Source organism: Anaerosalibacter massiliensis (assembly GCF_024623155.1).
GTDB classification, from domain to species: Bacteria; Bacillota; Clostridia; order Tissierellales; family Sporanaerobacteraceae; genus Anaerosalibacter; species Anaerosalibacter massiliensis.
This window is the reverse complement of sequence record NZ_JANJZL010000003.1, coordinates 129,380-148,011: the sequence shown is the minus strand read 5'-3', so window position 1 is coordinate 148,011 and position 18,632 is coordinate 129,380. Positions and strand designations below refer to the sequence as shown.

The window sequence follows — 18,632 nt, the reverse complement described above, 5'->3', positions numbered from 1 at the left end:
CTTTTTAACAAATAACATCTTTCTAATCCTCCTTTCTTTTTTGAACATAAAAAAAACCATAGAAAGCCCTATGGTTTTTTGCAATATAATATTTATTAAAATAAAAAAGCCATAGCCTAATTTGCTATGACTTACTTATTGTCAATATTTAATTGGACAAAAAAATCTCATTTAAGGCTCTTAACATATCCAACTTATTATTATATTTTTTTGATAAAATTGAGTTCACTATTTTAATCATTGTTAAAAGCCTCCTTTAAGTGTATATAAAACAAATTTTCCTATTATATAGAAAATTATAATACAAATCAAATTGTAAATCAATAGGAAAATAATATTTTTTATATAAACGAAAACCTTTTCCTTAGTAAATATTTACAATGTCTATATTTTCATATAAACTATAATCAAGAATATATGCGAGGTGATTAATTTGAAGAGTTTTGAAAATATGTTAGAAGAATATGCCCAACTTGCAGTAAAAACAGGTATAAATATTCAAAAGGGACAAACTCTAATAATAAATTCTCCTATTGAAGCTGCAGATTTTGTAAGGCTTGTAGCAAAATATGCTTATGAAGAAGGAGCAAAAGAAGTCCATGTAGAATGGAATGATGAAAGTCTAACTAGAATGAAATATGATCATGCACCTATAGAAGTATTTGAAAACTTTCCAAAATGGAAAGCCGATGGATTTGAAGAATTTGCTGAAAATGGAGCAGGATTTCTATCTATAGCTGCATCAAATCCTGAGCTTCTAAAAGGAGTAGACCCTCGAAAAATTGCTGCAAGTAATAAATCTAGCTCTAAGGCTATGGAAAAGTTTAGAGAATATACTATGAATAATCATGTATCTTGGTGCGTGATTTCCATACCTACAAAAGACTGGGCAGTTAAAGTATTCCCTGAGATGTCTGAAGAAAAAGCTTTAAATACACTTTGGAAAACCATATTTAAAACTGTAAGGATAGATAAAGAAGATCCTATTAAAGCTTGGAATGAACATTTAGATAATTTAAATAAAAAATTAGAGTTTTTAAATAAGAAAAAATTTAAAAATCTACATTATACCTCTTCAAATGGTACTGATTTAATTGTTGAACTACCTAAAGGTCATATATGGGCTGGTGGTGGAGATTATACTACAAAAGATATATTTTTTGTAGCAAATATGCCTACTGAAGAAGTATTTACTTTACCTAAAAAGACTGGTGTTAATGGAACAGTTGTAAGTACAAAGCCATTAAACTATAGTGGAAATTTAATAGATAATTTTAAACTTACTTTTAAAGATGGAAAAGTTATAGATTTTGAAGCAGAAAAAGGTTATGAGACTCTTAAAAATCTTTTAGAAACTGATGAAGGAGCAAAATACTTAGGAGAGGTAGCATTAGTTCCATATGATTCACCAATATCTAATTCAAATATATTATTTTATAATACATTATTTGATGAAAATGCTTCCTGTCATTTAGCTTTTGGTATGGCTTATCCTACCTGTATTGAAGGTGGAAGTAAAATGGATGATAAGGGAAAAGAAGCCCATGGTGTTAACTCCTCTCTTGTACATGTAGACTTTATGGTAGGAGCAAAAGATTTAAATATTGTAGGAGAAACTCAAGAATGTGAAAAATTTCAAATATTTAAAAATGGTAATTGGGCCTTTTAATCTTTACAAACTTTTACCGTAATTTAACATATTTTTAATAAACCTCCCATATGATTAAATTAAATATAATTTCAAGGGAGGTTTTTTTATGAATTTTTTTAAGAAAAAAAGATTTAATTTAGTTTTAACAACATTATTAGTTCTTTCCCTATTTCTGGCAATATATATTCCTTCTTTTGCCCAACCAAGTAGAGTTAAAAATGTAATACTTCTCATTGGAGATGGAATGGGTACTGAGCAAGTTAATTTAGGAAGGATCCATAAAGGTGATAGTCTATATATGGACGAGTTTGATTATACTGGTACTGCTTCTACATATTCGGCAGATCCCGGCAATAAATGGGTTACTGATTCTGCTGCAGCAGGAACTGCATTAGCTACTGGTGTAAAAACCTATGCTGGAGCTATAAGTGTAGACTTAAACCAGAAACCTATAGAGACAATACTTGAAAAAGCTCAAAAAAATAAGAAATCTACAGGTATTGTAACTACTACTAGGGTCACCCATGCAACACCTGCTTGTTTTGCTTCCCACAATATTAATAGAGGCAATGAAACTGAAATAGCTGTAGATATAATAGAAAATAAAGTAGATGTAATACTAGGAGGAGGAAAAGTTAATTTTATTGATAAAAAAGATGGTGGTAAAAGAAAAGATGGTAGGAATCTTATAGAAGAAGCTAAAAACATAGGTTATAAATATATAGAAACAAAAAATGATTTAAAAAATATAAATGACGGAAAAATTCTTGGTCTGTTTAACAACTCTCATATAAATTATAAATTAGATAGAAATTCTTCAGTAGAACCAAATCTTGAGGAAATGACAAATAAAGCTATAGATATATTAAGTAAGAATAATAAAGGATTTTTCTTAATGGTTGAGGGTGGAAGAATAGATCATGCTGCCCATGGCAATGATCCTGGCACTATGGTCAATGAAGTATTAGATTTTGATGAGGCAGTAAAGGCCGCTTATGAGTTTGCAAAAAAAGATAAACAAACTTTGGTTATAGTCACAGCAGATCATGAAACTGGAGGTCTTTCTATTGGTGCCAATGACAAATATGAATACTATCCAGAAGTTTTAAAAGGTCAAAGAAAATCAATTGAATACTTATCAGAAATTATTACAATATCTAATTATAAAGCTGTAATTAAAGATGAACTAGGAATAAATGATCTCACTAAAAAAGAAGAATCAGAAATAACGCTTGCATTAGAAAATAAAAATAAAAGAGATATTTTTGAAATACTTACTAATATAATGAATACAAGATCAAATACTGGGTGGACTTCCTTAGCTCATACAGGAGTAGATGTCCCTGTTAAAGCCTATGGACCAAATGCAGAGCTATTTTCAAAACATCTAGATAATACAGATATAAATAAATTAGCTATATTATCTATGAAACTAAAGTAATATTTACTTAAATAAATAGAGTAGATTTTAGTAAAAAATCAATCTTATTAAAAATCTACTCTATTCATTTATATCACGCCTTTTAAAAAAGTGATAATAAATTTAGTCCCTATTCCTTTTTCACTTCTTACTTTTATGCTCCCATTTTGTGCTTCAATTATAGATTTAGAAAGATTTAAACCTATACCAATACTTTCCGCTTTTACTTTAGTAGAAGCCTTGTAAAATCTTTTAAATATATGTGGCAAATCTTTTTCATCTATTCCTTCACCATTATCTTCAATGATTATTTGGCTAAATAATGGAGTTTCACCTAGGCTTATTTTAATTTCTCCACCCTCATAGCTATGCTCTATAGAGTTTTTGATAATATTTGTTAAAGCTTCTATTGTCCAATCCATATCTCCATATAAATAAAAATCTTCATTTTCTCCTATAATATTTATCTTCTGTTTTTTCTCACTAGCTTTCATATTTAAAGAAGATATAGAGGCTTTAACTACTTCTATCAATGGGACTCTTTCTTCTCTAAATTGTATAGCACCTGCCTCAATCCTTGCTAATTTCAAAAGATTTATAATAAGCCATTCCATTCTAGAAAGTTGGCTTTTCATTTTATTTAAAAAATCCTTTCTAATGTCTTCTTCCATGTTCTCATCTTCAATTATTAACTCGTTTAACATGATTAAAGAAGATAATGGAGTTTTTAATTGATGTGAAATATCGGATATTATGTTTTTCAAAAATATTTTTTCCTCTTTTAAACTTCCTAAAGTAGATTCCAACCTGTTTGACATATTATTAAACTGATTGCTTAATATACTAAAATCTCCTTCGCCTTCTTCTTTTAATTTAATAGAAAAATCGCCTTCTACAACTCTTTCGGCAGCAAAAGAAATTTTCCGTACCTTTTTATAAATAGAATTATATTCTGATATTATTAATAAAAGTAAAGGTATAAAATAACCAAGAGACACAACGAACAATATGATTTCAATTTTAGGACTTATATTTTTTAATAAAGGTTGGGCGACTTTTTCAAGATTTTCATCATAACCATACTGGGACAGAATTTTTCTACCATTTCCTATTTCCTCCTGACTAGGTCCATTAGTTATATACTTGATAATATCATTTTCTAAATCAGGATGTTTGGTTAAAATATTTCCTACTAATGCCGCATTTTGATCAATTATTCTTTCATTCAATTTTTCCATTTTTGCACCTGCTATTATGAATATAAAAATGCTAAATACAATTTGAAATACTAAAAGCTTTGCAGCAATAGATTTAATTTCAGGATTTCTAAACATTCTATCCCCTCCTTATATCTGTATCCCATTTATATCCTAATCCTCTTACTGTTTTAATATACTTAGGTATTGATGAGCTATCTTCTATTTTTTCTCTAAGTCTTTTTATATAGACTGAAAGGGTATTGTCATCTACAAACTCTCCACTAGTATCCCAAAGTCTTTCTAATATAGTGTTTCTTGAAAGAATTTGATTAGGATTTTTCATGAAATGCACAAGAAGTTTATATTCAATAGGTGTAAGAAAAATTTCTTCTCCATTTTTTTCTACTTTCCCCTCTAAAAGAAACATCTTTATATCTTCAGATATTAAAATATCTCCATAGCTATCCTCTTCATATCTTCTTAATACAGCCTTGATTCTTGAGATAAGTTCTCTTATTCTAAAAGGTTTAGTGATATAATCATCACCACCAATATCAAGACCCATTACAATATTTACTTCTTCATCACAAGCTGTTAAGAAAATTATAGGGGTATTAGATTTTTCTCTTATTTCTTTACAAAGCTCATATCCGCTTCCATCAGGAAGCATTACATCTAAAAGCACTAATCTATATGTATTTTCTTCAAATAATTCTTTCCCTTCTAATATGGTCTCTGATACATCAACTTCATAGCCTTCATTTTTTAATGAATACTCTATTCCAATGGCTAATGTACTATCATCCTCTACAAGTAATATTCTATTCATAATAATTCTCCTTTTGCCTTTTTATAAATTATACCATAGACAAAAAAATAACAGGGGATTTTATAAATTAAATACCCCTGTTTTCTTTAGAGCTACTCCCAATACTGTAGCTACTACTCCACCAAATAGTCCTTGTACTATATTACCAGGAACAGAAGCTAATGCTGCTTTGGCTCCGTACATAAATATTTCTGCTATATAATATCCAAAAGCCATCCAAACTCCTCCTAATATCATTGGAATAATTGGAACTTTTTTTCCTAGATTAGTTTTCAATAAACTAGCTGCTATGAACCCTTCTAATCCCTTAACAATAAAAGTAATAGGAACATAATGTGTGTATCCAAGTAACATATCAGCTAATCCAGAACCAAAACCTCCTACTATGAATCCACCTTTCCTGCCAAACATAATTGCAGCTAAGAACACTACCATATCTCCTAAATTTAAATATCCTTTTGTAGATGGTGTAGGTATATGGACAACCATGGTCATTACAGTAGTAAGAGCAATCATAATAGCATATCTAGTTATTTCTTTCAATTTTTGATTTTCCATTTATATGTCCCCCTTTTATTTATGTGTATGGGTACATTTATTATTTTCCGAAACCGTACTCATATATATCATAATATATTAAATACGCTTTTTCAAGATAAAATAAAAGACTATTGCTTAAATAGTCTTTTATAATTTAATTTATAAGATCTAATATACACCTTTTTCATTTAAAAAATCTTTATATCCCATGTCACTTTTTAAGATATGATTTTCAATCCAATTGGCTATAAATAATATAAGATCCATCCCCATCTTTTTCTGTTCAATATCCACTTCTTCTTCACTTATAGAAATTACTTTTTCTATAAATTTCTTATGTGCCTTTATCTGATCTTCAGTTCCATCATATCCATATTTCTTCATAAGCTCTTCTTCAAAACTAAAATGGTACTCTGCATAGTCTTTAAGTTCATATAATATTTCTATTATTTCATCATATCTATCTATTCCATCCTTTAATGAAACAATAGTATATAACCTTGAGCCTATTCTAAAAAGTTCCTTATGTTGTTTATCAATATCTTCAATATTTACACTAAAATCTTCCTTCCAAGTAAAAAGCATATTCTAACCTCCCCATAGGACTATATACCCAAAAATATATTTTTAAAATTTAATACCATAAGAAATTTTATTATTTTTATAGTATAATACTATTATAAAAATGTATTTTCCATAAATTAAATATAGATTTCAATTATTCAAGAGGAGTGAAAAAATGATAAAAAAAATTGATTGTCTTGGCGATTTCTGTCCCTTGCCTTTACTTAAAGCTCAACAAGAATATAAAAGGATTAAAAGTGGAGAAAAAGTAGTACTAATAACTGATCTTAGCTGTGCCTCCTCCAATATAAGAGATGCATTTGAAGATGAAAAATGTATAGTTGAAGATGAAGAAGAAATACCAGGTATTTGGCAAATAACAATTAAAAAATTATAATTAACAAAAAGTGTCCCTGCCAAACTTTTTCATATAATTAATGAAATTATTTATATATTCATCTTTCAACTGTTCTTTTTGATATAACATACAAATATCACATTTAACCTCTAGATCTTTTATAGGCTTAGTTTTTAAAACGCCTGTATATAACTCCTTCTTAGCAGATATATAAGGGACCATGGATACACCATGATTCTTTATAACTGATGTTTTAATTGATTCTATACTACCTAACTCCATATGAATATTTAAACTATCAAGTAAAATAGAGTTCTCATAGAACATATTCTCTGTAACTTTCCTTATACCACTTTCTTCTGGCCCTAATATGAACGGATAAGAAGCTATTTCTTTAAGGCTAATGTATTCATCTGCATCTTTTATGTATTCGTTTTCAGGTGAATATATAAAAACTAAATTGCTTTTGCCAAGTTTAATACATTCAATGCTTTTCTTATTTATAGGAATAGTTACAAAACCTACATCTGCACCATTACTCAATATTAAATCCACTACATTTTTAGTATAATCGCTTTTAGTAGAAAACTTTACATCTTTATGCTTCTCCTTATAAGTATAGAGGGTACAGGGAATTAAATACTCACTTACACTGCCAGATGATACAATTCTTATTTCCTTTATCTGAACTTCATCACATTTTTTTATTTCTTCAATCATATTATCATATAAACTTAAAAATATTTCTGCATATTTAAATACTATATCCCCTTTTTCTGTTGGTTCAACCCCTCTATTACTCCTTTCTAAAAGTTTACAATCTAATTCCTTTTCTATAGATTTTAGTTTCTGACTTAAAGCTGATTGGGTCAAATGCAATTTATTTGCCGCTTTAGAAATACTATTTTCTTCTATTATCTCTATAAAAGCTCTTAAATTATAAATATTCATAGTAGCTCCCCTTTCCTCCTATAAATCCATATTATCAGATTATAAAACAAGACTAAATTATGAAGGATCTTATATTGTTTGTTAATTGACTATCAATAACTCTTATACACTATAAGCATAATTAATCACTACTAATTACTAATATATTATACAATTGTAGTTAGAGAATAATTATGTAGCTAAATGTTACTATTTTAACAAGTCTTTGTCAATATAATAAACTTAAAATTCCAAACTATTAAAATTAATTTATTATTTACATATTATAAACTACATATATACTTGACTTTTAAACTTTTATGGTTTGGAAAATACTATTTAATTTTCATTATATTTTAAAGGAGGGATATATATGTTATTAGGTGTAGTAGTATGTGTAATTATAGCCTTTATAGCAACTTATCTAGGTGGATTACAACGTGTAATAGGTGGCCCTATGATAGGTCTCTTCATTGGAATGTTAGTTGCTAATATTAAACCACCAGAAGGAGATTTTAAAGATGGTACAACTTTTGCCGCTAAAAAGTTCTTGAATTTAGGAATTATAGTTACAGGTGCAACTCTAAGCTTCAAAGAAATTGTAGGATTTGGAGCTAGTGCACTTCCTCTTATTATTTTTAATATAGCTCTTGCTCTTGGTATTGCTTATTTAATAGGTGGAAAACTAGGAGTAAGTAAAAATACAAGAACCTTAGTAGGGGGAGGAACTTCTATTTGTGGTGGTACTGCTATAGCCACTTTATCATCTATAATAGAAGCAAAAGAGTCAGAAATGGCTTATGCACTTACAGCAATATTTTTATTTGATATTATAGCTGCTTTAGGCTTTCCCTATTTAGGAAGAGCATTGGCCTTATCTCCAGAACAATTTGGTGTACTGGCAGGAACAGCTATAAATGATACCTCAAGTGTAGTAGCTGCTGCTGATACCTTTGATAAGCTATTAGGTAATCTATCTATGTCTGCTAGCGGATTAACTGGAGGCAACTTGGCTGTAATAGTCAAATTAACACGTACAACTATGTTAGTTGTTCTAGCAATAATTTTCACTTTTATTACAATTAATAATAAAAGAAAAAGCTTAGCTGTTCAAGGGATCAATGGCTCATCATCTTCAATAGATGATGGTAAAAATGAATCCGTAGGAAAAATAGTTCTTAGAGTATTTCCATGGTTTATACTAATATTTGTAATAATGGCCCTTTTAAATACCATAGGAGTATTTCCTGAAAGTACTGCACCTTTTATTAAAAAAGCATCTAAATTTTTAGTAACAACAGCTCTTGCCGGTGTTGGATTCAAGATTAATTTTAAGGACTTATTTACAAAAGGCATAAAACCTATTATGCTAGGTGGCTGTACTTGGATTGGACTTTGTATATCATCAATGACCTATATCTTCTTTATAATGACTAAATAATTTTTTATAATAAAAGATGTGATTTTCTCACATCTTTTTATATTTTAGTGTAACCATAGCCACTTTAGAAAAGCATGAATATATTCACACCTTTCTAAAATTCCTTCCTGTGGCGAAGTCCCACTAGATTTGATATATGAATAGTAAATATAATTCCTGCCCCTGGCTTCTTAAGCCCACCTGCTTCTATCATTGTGTCAAATATTTTTTTATATTTTGATTCTTACTTACTATAAGTATTATTTCCTTTGAAGCTTCAATATGTATATTTAAAAACTTTTGTATTTCACTTTCTCCAGTTCCTCTTCCATACAAAATTGTAGCCCCCTTTGCCCCTGCATCTTTTGCTTTATCAACTATTTTATCTGCCTTACCCCTTTCAACTATAGCTACAATACATATCTTTTCTTCCATTATATAATCCCTTTCTTAAATACTAGTTATTATACCTAAAATCAGAACTGAAACTACTGCTCCTAATGATGTCAATCCTACAATACCAAAGCCATTGAGAAGAGAGTCTGAATTCTCTAGTATCTTTGAAAATCCAATTGTTACTGCCATATTTAAAGGAATATTTACAGGACCTATAGTTGAACTTGCTGAATCCATTGCAATAGCAACAAATTCATCTGGTGCAAAATAAGTAAGTATTAGTATTAGAATTAGTATAGGCATTATTATCTTAGTATTAGGAATATTATTTAATATCTTAAATATTCCCAATGCCATTCCTCCCCCAAATCCAATAGCTACAGCATGAATAAGAATCTTTTGTGGAATAGCTCCCTTCAACCTTCAATGCTAATGCCTTTAAAGTAGGTTCTATCAGAGTAGCAAAGTATCCTAGTACAAATGCAAATAATATCACTATCCATTTACGTTCAAGATATATTAAATTTTCCCTACAGAATCCCCTAATGGTATTAAAGATATTGATACCCCTTTTAGGAAAAAATGTAGTCCAAATATACTTAATAGGAAACCTATAGTAAAGTTTTTTACACTTTCTATTGGCTTTCTAAGTATTAAAATTTAGAATAGAATAAGAAAAGCAGAGATAGGTATAACAGCTCTTGCTGTTTCCCAAAGCGCACTTAACCCCTCTAAATTTTTCACTTTAAACGCCCCCTCTTTTATTATCTAAAATATTATTAAAAAATATTATTAAATTCTATTGACTTAAATGAATATAATAATTAAAATAGTTAAAGATATATTTCCTCATATATGAAAACCTTAACTTCAATAATAGAGCCTTCCAATTAAACGAAATTATATCATATTTGATACTATGTCAAAATAAATGTATTAAGCCAAATAATATATTTTTTAAACACACCATATTCAAAAACATATTAAAATAGATTGACTTACTTATTTTAGGGTAAATATAATCATTAACTATAATTAGGACATAATATTCTATGTAAATCTATAAAGATTGGAGGTATATAAAATGGAAAAGGAAAAATATATTCCTGAAGTAAAATCAAAACTAAGGAGTAGGATAATAGAAGTACCACCAGTTATATATAAAGCTACTGGCATAAAAGTATTGGGAACAAGGATTAAATCCCTTCTTTTTTCTACAGATGTAGCAGTAATTAAAAACACTAATGCTAATTCAATAATAGCAGTATATCCTTTTACTCCTCAATTGTCTATTACGCAAGCAATTTTAGAAGTTGCTCCAGTTCCAGTTTTTGTAGGTGTAGGTGGGGGACTGACTACAGGGAAAAGATCTATAGATATTTCTCTTCAAGCTGAACTTATGGGAGCTTATGGAGTAGTAGTAAATGCTCCAACCAGTACACAAGTAATAAGTAAAATGTATAAAAGAATTGATATACCTATTATTGCAACTGTAGCATCTCATTATGATGATTATAAAGCCAAATTAGATGCTGGAGCAAGAATTTTAAATGTATCAGGGGGATCAGAAACCACTGAAATAGTCGAAAAAATTAGAAAAGACTATGGAAAAGAACTTCCAATCATAGCAACAGGCGGTCCTACAGACCAATCTATATTGAATACTATTGAAGCGGGAGCCAATGCCATTACCTATACCCCACCTTCAAGTGGAAAAGTATTTGCAAGCATTATGGATCAATATAGAATTAAAAAAGAGAATTAGGAAGCCTAAATTTAGGCTTCCTAATTCTTATACTTTTATTATATTATGGTGTTGTTAATTGTTCACTTACCTCACCATTTTCCATTTTTATTTTCTTATCATAATCCTTTGTTGCTTTAATTATAATTGGGCTTAAACCTAAAATACCTATTAAATTTGGTATTATCATTAAACCATTGAATACATCTGATATACTCCATACTATTTCTAAGGAAGTAGTTGCTCCTATAAAAGTTATAATTATCCAAGCCCAGCTATAATAGTTAACAGCCTTTAACCCTGCAATATATTCAACACATTTAGAACCATAGTAAAACCAACCAAGAATAGTTGAAAATGCAAAGAATATTAGTCCAATGGATATGATATAACCTCCTATACCTGGAAGTAATGTTTTAAAAGCAGCTGTAGTTAGAGTTGCGGCTTGTAAATTACCTTCAATCACCATAGCACCATTTGAACCTACAGTTACTAATCCAGAAGACAAAATAACAAGAGCTGTCATTGTACAAATTATAATAGTATCTATAAAAACACCTAATGAAGCCATAATACCTTCAGTTATTGGATCATTATTTTTAGAAGCAGCATGGGCTATTGGAGCACTTCCAAGACCAGCCTCATTAGAAAATACTCCCCTTGCAATTCCAAATCTTATTACTGTCCCGAGCAATCCTCCTCCTACCGCTTGACCTGTAAAAGCATTTGCAAAGATCATTTTAAAAACTGTTGGAAGCATAGTTATATTGCTAAATATAGCTATAAGTGAACCTATAATATACATTATTGCCATAGCAGGTACTAATTTTTCAGTTACACGTCCAATATTTTTAATACCACCAATTATTACCAACGCCGTAAGTACAGCAATTACTATACCCGTTATAATAGGACTTACTCCAAAAGTAGCTTTAACAGATTCTGAGACTGAGTTAGCTTGAGTCATATTTCCAATACCAAAGGAAGCTATAAAGCCAAAGAAAGCAAACAACCAACCTAGCCAATTAGCATTAATCCCATATTCTTTTTCGAGCCCCTTACTTATATAATACATAGGTCCACCAGATTTTTCTCCATCATCATTTGTTATTCTATACTTTATTGCAAGAAACGCTTCAGCAAATTTAGTTGCACCACCAAAAGCTCCACTTACCCACATCCAAAATACAGCTCCTGGTCCACCAAAGGATATAGCAGATGCAACTCCAACAATATTTCCTGTTCCAATGGTGGCTGCCATAGATGTCATTAAAGCTTGGAAGGGACTTATATCTCCTTCACCATACTCTTCTCCAGAAAGAAGGGATTTTGTTGCTGCATTCATCTTTCTAAATTGGATAAACTTAGTTCTAAAACTCAAATATATTCCAGTTCCCACTAGTAGTGCAACAATAAAGGGTCCCCAAACTATATCAGCAGCTTTAGAAATAAAACTCTGGAAAAAACTCATAAATATACCTCCCAATTTGTTTTATTAGTTAATAAATTTTGGATTATTCAATGTTAAAATTATACAATATGAGCTTCAATAAAATACACTAAACTACCTTAAGCTTCAAACTGTTTTCTGAAAATTATAAATCGTTTTTATTTTCACAAATATTTGTCTGTATTTTAACGACTTATTTTGAAGTTTTATGTGGTATTTAAGTTTTATATTATTTTCTTAAAGTCTTATATATTCTGGGTTGTTGATCTATCTTCATACTATTAAATTTGAATTTTCTTATTTTTTATTACAGTATATTACTTTTTTCTCTATATCGTTGATATCTAATTAACAATACCTTTTTTACTAAAATATTAATATTATACCTTTACATTTAAAGAATAATAAAATAGGCTTCTTTAATTATGGATTTCCCATCCTATAAATTAAAGAAGCCTATTTATAAATATTTTATAATTTATGATATTTCTTTTCCCATATATTATCCAATAGGATTTGTTAATTGTTCTCTTACTTTGTCTTTCTCAATTTTAATTTTCTTATCATATTCTTTTGTCATTTTAAACACAACTGGACTAAGAGCTATAAGACCTATTATATTTGGTATTGCCATTAAACCATTAAACATATCTGATAAATTCCACACTATTTCTAAAGGTACAATTGCTCCTACAAAGGAAAGTACTACCCAGACCCATTTATATACATTTACGGCTTTTAATCCTGCAATATACTCAATACATTTAGCTCCATAATAATACCATCCAATAATAGTTGAAAACGCGAAAAATATTAGTCCAAAAGTTACAATATAACCACCTATACCTGGTATCAATTTATCAAATGCTACTGTAGTTAATGTAGCACCATTTAAATTACCTTCAATTTCCATAATACCATTTCCATTTATAGTTACTAACTCAGAAGTTAAGATAACGATTGCAGTCATAGTACATATTATTATTGTAGTAAAAAATGAATCAAGAGAAGCTATAATACCTTGAGCTACAGGATCATCATTTTTAGATGATGCATGAGCTATTGGAGCACTTCCAAGTCCTGCTTCATTTGAAAACATACCTCTAGATACACCTATTCTGATTATAGTACCTAATGTACCACCTGCTAACGCTTCTGCTGTAAAAGCATTTATAAATATCATTTTGAAAACTGTAGGAACCATAGATACATTACTTAATATAGCTATAATTGAACCTACAATATAAGATACTGACATAATAGGAACTATTTTTTCAGTTATTTTTCCGATATTTTTAACTCCGCCAATTATTACTAATGCTGTCAATACTGCTATAACCCCTCCTGATATATAAGGGTTTATTCCAATAACTACCTTTAATGAATCAGAAACTGCATTAGCTTGAGTCATATTTCCAATACCAAGAGAAGCTATAAGTCCAAAAAGTGCAAACAACCATCCAAGCCAACTAGCATTAATTCCATATTGTTCTTTAATGCCTCGACTTATATAATACATTGGACCGCCAGATTTTTCTCCATCTTCATTTGTTATCCTATATTTCACAGCAAGAAGACCTTCAGCAAACTTAGTTGCACCACCGAAGAGACCACTTACCCACATCCAAAATATAGCTCCTGGTCCTCCCATCACTATTGCAGATGCTACTCCTGCAATATTACCAGTTCCAATAGTTGCTGCCATAGATGTCATTAAAGCTTGAAATGGTGTTAAATCACCTTCTCCTTCATCTGATTTAGATGTAAGAAGTTTAAGACTAGTTTTCATTTTCCTAAATTGAATAAACCTAGTAGCAATACTTAAGTAAATACCTATTCCTACTAATAAAATAATAGTTACAGGTCCCCAGGCTAACTTTACTCCTTGGGAAACGATTGCCTCAAAAGTTTTCATATAAAAACCTCCTAATTTAAACTCAATTAAAGTATATATTAGGAGATTCAACAAACTACAGAGTACTACAAAATATATTCTGAAAATTTTTAATCGTTTTTATTTTCACAATGTGTTATGAGGCCAGCTATAAACTTTTTTGTATTTACCGAACCTCTTCTATCAGATTTTTTCCTTAGATAATCCATTTCCTTCTTGACTTGTTCAAAGTTAAATAAGCTACTTGAATATTCTACAAACGTATCATTCATATAATCTTCAATTCCTAAGCTAGCTATATTTGACATAGCCACGGCAATAGTTCTTCTCATTCGCTGTTCCATAGATTTTGGATTTTTAGAAAAATTATTGCAAAGATTTCGTATAGTCACATTGGAAATATCTATATCTTTATTAATAATATATTGGGACACTTTAATAATATCATAACTTCCTTTTTCACCCATAATGCCCAATTTTATTAATATATCTTTGATACATTGTTCACAAGAATATTTTCTATCTTTATACTCTACATAAGACTCTTTATCATTAAATAATTGTTGAATTTTTACAAGGGTTCTATCAATCTCTATTCTTTCTCTTACTTTCTTTATAATTATCTCTACTTCTAATGCATTTATAGGTTTGTAAATATAATACTCTACGCCGTATTTATAAGCTTTTTCTACCATATCTTTAGAAGATACTTGAGATATCATTATAAATTCTATATTAGGATAATAATTCTTAAGTTTTTTTACAATTGATATTCCATCTTCACCTGGCATCAAAAGATCTATAAGTACTAAATCTGGTTCAAGTTCTTTGATCTTTTCATATCCTTCATTTCCATTTGTAGATTTTCCTACAACAGTCCCTAAATTTCTATCATAAATAATCTTTTCCAATATCCTAACAACATTCATATCATCATCTAATATAAATATTTTCATATATTTTCAACCTCCAATTCTGTAATTGGAATAAATATTTCAAATGTAGTACCCTCACCTATTTTAGAGAATATATTAATATTTCCCTTTAAGTGAACTTCAACTATGTTTTTTACAAGACTTAATCCTAATCCTCTATTTATTTCACCTGTTACATAATTTATTTTTGTAGAATATCCTGGTGAGAAAATATAATCTAAATCTTCTTCACTTATTCCACAGCCATTATCTTTAATTATAAATAAATGCTCCTTTTCTCTAACTTCATGAATAAATATAATTTTGCCTGTATTTTCTATAGATTCAATGGAATTCATTATAATATTTCTTAATATAGACATTAAATAATAATGTTTTTCTGTGTAGAAGTTTTCTCCTAGTTGAAAATCCAATGCAATTCTTTTCTTTTTATATTTAATCTCTGTCTTCATACTATTTTCTAATATTCGTTCTATCTCATGAAAATAAATTCCTTTGTCATTAAGTTTATTAGAAATTACTTCTTCTATCCCCTTAACTACTAGCCCATATTCCTTTTTAATTTCATGAACATCTTTAGAGATATCTAAAGCTCTATTACCCCAACTTTCCCTATCTTCTTTATTATTAATCTTGAAAAACAATTCATATGCATTAGACATAACTGACTCAATATTTTCCATGTTCTTTTCCATCCAATATATTTCCGTCTTAAGTCTAGATGTAAGCCAGAGAAGTTTAATATATCTTTCCTCATGTTCTTTTTTCATTAAAAACATTCTGTAATACCTGAGAGAATTGAGTATTAACCACACAATCCCCGCTCTTATAAAAGCTACTAATATTAAACCTCTTATTACATTTGATTCTCTTAAAAAAACATTGTCTCCAATTCTAATATAGACCTCTAATAAATTTCCTAAAAAATCACTTACAAAAGAAATAATAAACATTTGATTTGAAGTAATAGATACTAGAAAATTCTTACATATGAAGAAAACGGTACCATAAACTATATAAAATATCGTTTCTGGAAAATACCAAAATATGTCTGTATTAGGAAAACTTCCTCCTAAAATAACTCTAAAAATATATAAGGACAATCCTGAAAAAATTCCTAATAAAATTGGATTTATCTCATCATACATAAATAAGAATATCGGAAACACTATACCAGCAAAAGAAAATTTAAAATTCGATATGTAAAAATTTATATATAATTGTGCTGATATACCTACTGCAAGGATAGTTAAAAGAAACTTTTTTTGCTTATTCATTACATCACCTTAAGTTATGTATTTGAATATATTATGCCATTATTATAATAATTATATCATTTGGAAAGAAATAAGTGAAATACTGATATTATTTTAACAAAATATAAATAAGAAGAGTATATACTCTTCTTATTTATATTTATCTAAATGCTAAATAATAATACATAATGCTTGCTTTAAATCATTAATTATATCTTCAGTTATTTCTAAACCAATAGATAATCTTATAAGTCCATCTGAAATACCACTTTCTTTTCTTTCTTCTTCTGTATAAGGAGAATGAGTCATAAAAGCTGGATGTTGAATCAAAGTTTCTGTATCTCCTAAACTTACTGCTAAAGAGCAAAGTTTAACATTATCCATAACTTTCTTTCCGTCTTCTATACCACCTTTTATTTCAAAGGATATAATAGCCCTTAGAAGTTTCATCTGTTTTTTGGCTAATTCATATTGAGGAAAACTTTTAAGTCCTGGATAGTAGACTTTTTCAACTATTGGATGCTTTTCAAAGAATTTAACTACTTTGGAACTATTTTCACAATGTTTATCCATTCTTATTTCCAAATTTTATTTATATTCTGACTTTAATTATAATATAAAACCATATATGAAATAAAGATTTTAAATGTTTGTTAATACTTTTTAAGTAACAATTTTTATTCTCTCCAATATAATGATAGTAAAATAAATTTTAGGTGATGAATAATGTATAGAAATTTAATATTTGGAATAGATACATTAGTTCCAATTAGGAATGGGAAAAAAGTACCTTATATAAATTTTGACAATGGAGCTACAACCCCTCCTTTTTCTTCTGTTATTAATGGAATTAACAATTTTGCACCTTGGTATTCTTCCATACATAGAGGCACTGGATATAAATCTGTTCTTTCATCTGATTTCTATGATAAATCAAGGAATGTAGTATTAAATTTTGTCAAAGGAGACCCTCGATATCATGAAGTAATCTTTGTTAAAAATACAACAGAAGCTATAAATAAGCTCTCCTATAGATTATTTGAAGAAGATAAAGATGATGTTATATTATCTACCTTTATGGAGCATCATTCAAATGACCTACCTTGGAGAAACAAATACAAAGTAGATTATATAGATATAGATACATTTGGTAGACTCTCTTTAGATGATTTAGAATACAAACTTAAAAAATATAATGGCAAAGTTAAATTGGTGGCAGTCACAGGAGCTTCAAATGTGACAGGTTATATAAATCCTATTTATAAAATTGCTAGAATAGCCCATAAATATAATGCAAAAATATTAGTAGATGGTGCACAACTAATCCCCCACTATCCAGTAGATATGAAACCTATTAATTCTAATAGTCATATAGATTACCTTGCCTTTTCTGCTCATAAAATGTATGCTCCATTTGGCACTGGTGTCCTTATAGGCCCAAGGGAAACTTTTGTGAAAGGAGATCCTGAATTTGTAGGAGGAGGAACTGTCAGTATTGTAACCCCAGACTTTGTTATATGGGAAAATCCACCCAATAAAGAAGAGGCCGGCACTCCAAATATTATGGGTGTAGTAGCTTTAATGGCCAGCATAAAAAATCTAAGAGATATAGGAATGGAAAATATTCATGAATATGAAGAACTTTTAACAAATTATACTCTTGAAAAAATTAAAAATATACCTAATATTAATCTATATTGTGATAAAACTATTAATAATAGAGTTTCTATAATTCCTTTTAATATTGAAGGGATTCACCATGAAATAGTAGCTAAAATCCTTGCTTCCGAAGGTGGAATTGCAGTAAGAAGTGGATGTTTCTGTGCCCAACCTTATATACAAAAATTGCTTAAAATTGATCCGAAAGATATAGAAAAATATAAAGATGATTCAACTTTACCTCGCCCTGGTATGGTTAGAGTCAGTTTTGGCCTCTATAATAACTTTGAAGAGATAAATATTTTTATAGAATTGCTCAGAGAAATTGCATTAAATAGAGAAAAATATAATACTAAGTATAGAAAACCTCTTTTTTTCTAAAACTAA

17 protein-coding genes and 1 pseudogene are annotated in these 18,632 nt (G+C 29.0%); 6 read left to right on the top strand and 12 right to left on the bottom strand.

The window, feature by feature from the left end:
* Window positions 1-433: 433 nt before the first annotated feature.
* Window positions 434-1,669, top strand: a complete 1,236-nt coding sequence (locus NSA23_RS05995; RefSeq protein WP_097668023.1) for an aminopeptidase — start codon at window positions 434-436, stop codon at window positions 1,667-1,669.
* Window positions 1,670-1,757: 88 nt separating this feature from the next.
* A complete protein-coding gene (locus NSA23_RS05990) occupies window positions 1,758-3,092 on the top strand; it encodes an alkaline phosphatase (protein WP_257490334.1) in 1,335 nt (444 codons plus the stop codon).
* A gap of 68 nt (window positions 3,093-3,160) precedes the next feature.
* On the opposite strand, the gene NSA23_RS05985 is transcribed toward NSA23_RS05990, so the two are convergent.
* The 4 genes from NSA23_RS05985 to NSA23_RS05970 all read right to left on the bottom strand — a co-directional run bounded on the left by NSA23_RS05985 (window position 3,161) and on the right by NSA23_RS05970 (window position 6,224).
* Window positions 3,161-4,405 (bottom strand): HAMP domain-containing sensor histidine kinase, encoded by a 1,245-nt coding sequence (locus NSA23_RS05985; protein ID WP_042680381.1) that lies wholly within the window; start codon window positions 4,403-4,405, stop codon window positions 3,161-3,163.
* Between the two features lies 1 nt (window position 4,406).
* Entirely contained in the window at window positions 4,407-5,099 is a 693-nt protein-coding gene (locus NSA23_RS05980) for a response regulator transcription factor (protein ID WP_042680383.1), read from the bottom strand.
* A gap of 60 nt (window positions 5,100-5,159) precedes the next feature.
* Window positions 5,160-5,657: an ECF transporter S component gene (locus NSA23_RS05975; protein ID WP_042680385.1), complete on the bottom strand. Its 498-nt coding sequence runs from the start codon at window positions 5,655-5,657 to the stop codon at window positions 5,160-5,162.
* A 150-nt stretch (window positions 5,658-5,807) separates the two neighbouring features.
* Entirely contained in the window at window positions 5,808-6,224 is a 417-nt protein-coding gene (locus NSA23_RS05970) for a bacteriohemerythrin (protein ID WP_042680386.1), read from the bottom strand.
* A gap of 154 nt (window positions 6,225-6,378) precedes the next feature.
* On the opposite strand from NSA23_RS05970, the gene NSA23_RS05965 reads away from it, so the two are divergent.
* On the top strand, window positions 6,379-6,600 hold the full coding sequence (locus NSA23_RS05965) for a sulfurtransferase TusA family protein (RefSeq protein WP_042680388.1): 222 nt from the start codon (window positions 6,379-6,381) through the stop codon (window positions 6,598-6,600).
* Here NSA23_RS05965 and NSA23_RS05960 read toward each other — a convergent pair whose 3' ends face one another.
* Window positions 6,601-7,512, bottom strand: coding sequence for a LysR family transcriptional regulator (locus NSA23_RS05960; RefSeq protein WP_042680390.1), 912 nt, complete (start codon window positions 7,510-7,512; stop codon window positions 6,601-6,603).
* 352 nt (window positions 7,513-7,864) lie between these two features.
* Here NSA23_RS05960 and NSA23_RS05955 point away from each other — a divergent pair, with 352 nt between their 5' ends.
* Window positions 7,865-8,932 (top strand): YeiH family protein, encoded by a 1,068-nt coding sequence (locus tag NSA23_RS05955; RefSeq protein WP_042680392.1) that lies wholly within the window; start codon window positions 7,865-7,867, stop codon window positions 8,930-8,932.
* Between the two features lie 189 nt (window positions 8,933-9,121).
* On the opposite strand, the gene NSA23_RS05950 is transcribed toward NSA23_RS05955, so the two are convergent.
* Together NSA23_RS05950 and NSA23_RS05945 are read right to left on the bottom strand one after the other, a co-directional pair.
* Window positions 9,122-9,346: a P-II family nitrogen regulator gene (locus tag NSA23_RS05950; protein ID WP_246119184.1), complete on the bottom strand. Its 225-nt coding sequence runs from the start codon at window positions 9,344-9,346 to the stop codon at window positions 9,122-9,124.
* A 15-nt stretch (window positions 9,347-9,361) separates the two neighbouring features.
* Window positions 9,362-9,961, bottom strand: a pseudogene (locus NSA23_RS05945) (DUF1538 domain-containing protein).
* Window positions 9,962-10,391: 430 nt separating this feature from the next.
* On the opposite strand from NSA23_RS05945, the gene NSA23_RS05940 reads away from it, so the two are divergent.
* Entirely contained in the window at window positions 10,392-11,072 is a 681-nt protein-coding gene (locus tag NSA23_RS05940; RefSeq protein ID WP_042680394.1) for a hydrolase, read from the top strand.
* 43 nt (window positions 11,073-11,115) lie between these two features.
* Here the strand turns inward: NSA23_RS05940 and NSA23_RS05935 are convergent, their stop codons facing one another.
* The 5 genes from NSA23_RS05935 to NSA23_RS05915 all read right to left on the bottom strand — a co-directional run bounded on the left by NSA23_RS05935 (window position 11,116) and on the right by NSA23_RS05915 (window position 17,159).
* Window positions 11,116-12,522, bottom strand: a complete 1,407-nt coding sequence (locus tag NSA23_RS05935; RefSeq protein ID WP_257490333.1) for an alanine/glycine:cation symporter family protein — start codon at window positions 12,520-12,522, stop codon at window positions 11,116-11,118.
* Window positions 12,523-13,003: 481 nt separating this feature from the next.
* Entirely contained in the window at window positions 13,004-14,416 is a 1,413-nt protein-coding gene (locus tag NSA23_RS05930) for an alanine/glycine:cation symporter family protein (RefSeq protein WP_257490332.1), read from the bottom strand.
* 89 nt (window positions 14,417-14,505) lie between these two features.
* Window positions 14,506-15,351 carry a response regulator gene (locus tag NSA23_RS05925; RefSeq protein ID WP_042680400.1) on the bottom strand — a complete coding sequence of 282 codons (846 nt, stop codon included), beginning with the start codon at window positions 15,349-15,351 and terminating at the stop codon, window positions 14,506-14,508.
* Entirely contained in the window at window positions 15,348-16,607 is a 1,260-nt protein-coding gene (locus NSA23_RS05920; RefSeq protein WP_042680402.1) for an ATP-binding protein, read from the bottom strand. Before NSA23_RS05920 ends, NSA23_RS05925 begins: the two co-directional genes overlap by 4 nt.
* A 150-nt stretch (window positions 16,608-16,757) precedes the next feature.
* Window positions 16,758-17,159 (bottom strand): PLP-dependent transferase, encoded by a 402-nt coding sequence (locus NSA23_RS05915; RefSeq protein WP_042680404.1) that lies wholly within the window; start codon window positions 17,157-17,159, stop codon window positions 16,758-16,760.
* Between the two features lie 153 nt (window positions 17,160-17,312).
* On the opposite strand from NSA23_RS05915, the gene NSA23_RS05910 reads away from it, so the two are divergent.
* Window positions 17,313-18,626 carry an aminotransferase class V-fold PLP-dependent enzyme gene (locus tag NSA23_RS05910; RefSeq protein ID WP_042680406.1) on the top strand — a complete coding sequence of 438 codons (1,314 nt, stop codon included), beginning with the start codon at window positions 17,313-17,315 and terminating at the stop codon, window positions 18,624-18,626.
* Window positions 18,627-18,632 lie beyond the last annotated feature (6 nt).